Origin of the sequence: Acidisphaera rubrifaciens HS-AP3 (assembly GCF_000964365.1) — a bacterium.
Lineage (GTDB): Bacteria > Pseudomonadota > Alphaproteobacteria > Acetobacterales > Acetobacteraceae > Acidisphaera > Acidisphaera rubrifaciens.
The window spans coordinates 1-3,945 of sequence record NZ_BANB01000065.1 but is presented as its reverse complement, the minus strand read 5'-3'; the positions used below and the strand labels follow the sequence as shown (position 1 = coordinate 3,945).

Below are 3,945 nucleotides of genomic sequence, written 5' to 3'. Positions count from 1 at the left end.
AGCCGCGCGCGGCCGCCGGACGCGCCGCCAGACGCACGATGCCCTCGATGTGGTCGGCCAGCCGCGCGGCACTCTCGGCCGGCGTCGCGGCGTCGGTGTCGATGCGCAGATCGGGCGTCGCCGGCACCTCGTACGGCGCATCGACGCCGGTGAAGCCGGCAAGCCTGCCGGCCCGCGCCGCCGCGTACAGCCCCTTCGGATCGCGCCGCTCGCAGGTCGCGGGATCGGCGTGGACATGCACCTCGTGGAACCCCTCGCCCACGATCGCCCGCGCGGCGTCGCGCTGCGCCGCCTGCGGCGAGATCAGCGCCGCGATCACCACCAGCCCCGCCTCGGCCTGGATGCGCGCGACGGCCGCGGCGCGGCGGATGTTCTCCGCCCGGTCGGCCTCACTGAATCCGAGATCGGCATTCAGCCGCGCCCGCAGCGTGTCGCCGTCCAGCACCGTCGCGTGGATGCCGCGACGGAACAGCAGCGCCTCGGCCGCGCGGGCGATCGTGCTCTTGCCGGCACCCGGCAGGCCGGTCAGCCAGAACACGCCGCTGCGATGGCCCTGCGCCTGTGCGCGGTCCCAGGCGGAGACGGCGCTGTCGACCGGGAACACCGCGTCCTGCACCGGCGCCGTCGCGGGGCCGAGCAGCGGCGCGCCGCCCACGATCTGCTGCCAGGCATCCACCAGCACGCCGCGCCCGCCCAGGCGTCCCGGCGTGAACGCGTCGAACGGCACGCCGCCGGGTGCATGCAGCGTGATCTCCGCGAACCCCTCCGGCGGCACCGTGTCGGCCGGCGCCTCCGTCAGGTCGTCGATCTGCACCACCCTGTCGATGCGCGCGACCGTCACCGCGTGCTCGGCCGTCGCGATGCGCAGGGTGAAGCTCTCGCCCACGCGCAGCGGCTCCTGGCGCAGCCAGAACAGCCGCGCGCGCAGCCGCGCCGCCCGCTGCGGCGGCGCGTCCGGCGCATGCAGCAGGTCGCCGCGCTCGACCACGACATCCGGCGCCAGCACCAGTGCCACCGACTGCCCGGCGCTGGCCGCGATCTGCGGCGCCGCGTGCCAAGCCGCGATGGCGGCGACCTCCGCCGTCGTTCCGTGGCTGCCCACCGCGATGCGGTCGCCCACGCGCACTCGCCCGCTTTCGATGCGGCCCACGACATAGCGCGTGTCGCCGTCGCGATAGACGTCCTGCACCGGCAGACGCAGCGGCAGATCATGCAGCGGCGCGAGCGGCGGCACCGCCTTCAGCGCCTCCGTCAGGATCGGCCCGTCGTACCACGGCATCTCCGCCGACCGCGCGGCGATGTTGTCGCCGTGCCGCGCGCTCGCGGGGATCAGGGCTGCGGGCGTGATTTCCATGCGCGCGAGCAGCGCCGTCAGCGTCTGCGTCGCCGCCGCGATCCGCGCCTGGTCGTAATCGAGCCTGTCCGCCTTGTTCAGCAGCACGATCACGTGCCGCACGCCGATCAGCCGCAGCAGCAGGGCGTGCCGCCGCGTCTGCTCCTGCGCGCCCTCGGCGATGTCGACCACCAGCACCGCGGCCGCCGCGTCGGCGGCGCCCGTGACCATGTTGCGCAGGAACTGTCGGTGGCCCGGCGCATCGACGATGACGAAGGGCTGCCCGTCCAGCACGAAGGGCAGGCGCGTCGAATCGATCGTCACGCCCTGATCGCGCTCCGCCTGGAGACTGTCGAGCAGGAACGCCCACTCGATCTTGAGGCCGCGCCGGGCGCTCGATGCCGCCGCCGCCGCCGCGTGGCCGTCCGGCAGGTTGCCGGTGTCATGCAGCAGCCGGCCGATCAGCGTGGACTTGCCATGATCGACATGGCCCACGATGACGATCGGTGTCGGCACCTGCGCGCGCGGATCGGGGGGAATGATGCTCATCGTGGCGTCCCTCACAGATAGCCGGCGACGCGCAGCCGCTCGAACGCATCCTCGGATTCATGATCCATCGCCCGCCCGGCGCGCTCCGGCGCGCGGGTCGCGCGCAGCTCGGCGATGATCTCGGCGACGTTGCTCGCCTCGCTCTCGATCGGGAAGGTGATGTCCTGGTCGCCGAGCGAGCGGTACCGCTTGCCGCCCTTCGCGAAATACAGATCGACGACCGGGATGTTCTCGCGCTCGATGTAGCGCCAGATGTCGATCTCGCGCCACGCCAGCAGCGGATGGATGCGCACATGCGCGCCCTCCTCGACCGGCGTCGCGAACTGGTCCCAGAACTCCGGCGGCTGGTTGCGTATGTCCCAGCGATGGCCCGCGCCGCGCGGGCTGAACACGCGCTCCTTCGCCCGCGTCGCCTGTTCGTCGCGGCGGATGCCGGCGACGACGCCGCGCCAGCCATTCGCCTCGATCAGCGACGCGAGCCCCGCCGTCTTGCGCGCGGCCGACCGCGCGGCCGGCGGCAGGGTCGGGTCGATGCTCTCCACCGGCGGGCAGTCGCCAACGACGAGATCGAGCCCCCATTCGCGGGCATACTGCTCGCGGAACGCATACATCTCGGGAAACTTCTTGCCGGTATCGACATGCACTGCCGGGAACGGCACGCGCCCGAGAAAGGCCTTGCGCGCCAGCCAGACCATCACGTTGCTGTCCTTGCCGAGCGACCACAGCAGCGCCATCGGGCGCAGCCGCCGATACGCCTCGCGCAGGATGAAAACGCTCTGGCTCTCTAGCTGATCAAGGTCGGTCATCGCCGTGTCGGCCCTTGCTGGTACGTGTGTGGTCGCCGCCGCGGTCGCGGGCGGGCGAGGCAGATGTATGCCGCATTCCGTCTTGGCGCGACCGGCCCAACGCCCGGCGCGCGCATCCTCGTCGGCGCCGATCGGGCGCGTGCAGGGCGCGCAGCCGACGGACGCATAGCCGCGCGCCGCCAGCGGATGCGCCGGCAGGCCGCGGCGTCGATGTTCGGCCGCGATCTCCGCCGCCGTCCAGTCGGCGAGCGGGTTGAGCTTGAGCCGCCCGTCCTCGTCCGTCTCCTCGAACGGCAGGTCCGCGCGCGTCGCCGCCTGATAGCGCTTGCGGCCGGTGATCCACCCCGCGAAGGGCGCCAGCGCGTCGGCCAGCGGCTCGACCTTGCGTATGTCGCAGCAGCGGTCCGGATCGATGCCGGCGAGCAGCCCCTCGGGATCGAGCCGCGCGATGCGCGCCGGCGCGGGCGCCACGTCACGCACGTCGCGCAGGCCCAGCCGTGCCGCGAGCGTGCGGCGATAGGCGAGCGTCTCCGCGAAATGCCGTCCGGTGTCGAGGAACAGCACCGGCGTCGCGGGATCGATCTCCGCGACCAGCGCCAGCAGCACCGCCGATTCCGTGCCGAAGGACGCGACGACCGCGATCCGCCCGCGCAGCTTGCCCGTCAGCACCCGGCGCAGGGCGCGAATGCCGGGGCGCGCCGCGGCGCCCTGATCGGACGGGGACGGATCGCGCTGGGACGGGTCGGACGCTTCGGCTTCAGGGCGGCGCAGCGGCTGTGTCATGGTGGGGACAATGGCCATGGCATTACCCGCTTTGCAAGAGTGGTTCAGACAGAGCTACCACGATAAATCGGTATTACGGTCGCGCCGCCTCGGGGGACACTCTCTAATCACCATGATGAAACGCCATTTACGGCGAAAACACCGAACGCCCTCGTTGAACCGCGCCGCGCGGGTGGCCCGGCCGTGATCGATCCGGCCTATGCGGCCGCCGGCGCGCTGGTCGGCCTGCTCGTCGGGCTGACGGGCGTGGGCGGCGGGTCGCTGATGACGCCGCTGCTGATGCTCGGCTTCGGGATCACCCCGGCCGTCGCGGTGGGCACCGATTTGCTGTTCGCGGCCGGGACGAAGCTGGCGGGGACGCTCGCGCACGGCACCGGACGCAGCGTGGAGTGGCGCATCGTGGCCCTGCTGACCGCCGGCAGCCTGCCCGCGGCGCTGGCCACCACGCTGGTGCTGCACGCCCTCGGCGCGCCC

At 72.8% G+C, this 3,945-nt stretch carries 3 protein-coding genes and 1 pseudogene; 1 reads left to right on the top strand and 3 read right to left on the bottom strand.

The genetic code is table 11. The annotated features are described in order from the left end of the window. The 3 genes and pseudogenes from cysC to B8460_RS02255 form a co-directional block, all read right to left on the bottom strand. A partial coding sequence (gene cysC / locus B8460_RS02265; protein WP_084623139.1) for an adenylyl-sulfate kinase occupies positions 1 to 1,882 on the bottom strand: 1,882 nt, incomplete at its 3' end. Positions 1,883 to 1,893: 11 nt separating this feature from the next. Further along, the gene (cysD, locus tag B8460_RS02260) at positions 1,894 to 2,688 is read right to left on the bottom strand and encodes a sulfate adenylyltransferase subunit CysD (protein WP_048859945.1); all 795 of its coding nucleotides are present in this window, start codon (positions 2,686 to 2,688) and stop codon (positions 1,894 to 1,896) included. Between the two features lie 57 nt (positions 2,689 to 2,745). Then, positions 2,746 to 3,375, bottom strand: a pseudogene (locus tag B8460_RS02255) (phosphoadenylyl-sulfate reductase); the annotation flags it as partial. Between the two features lie 279 nt (positions 3,376 to 3,654). Here B8460_RS02255 and B8460_RS02250 point away from each other — a divergent pair. Then, positions 3,655 to 3,945: TSUP family transporter (locus B8460_RS02250; protein WP_048859944.1), on the top strand; the 291-nt coding region annotated here is incomplete at its 3' end.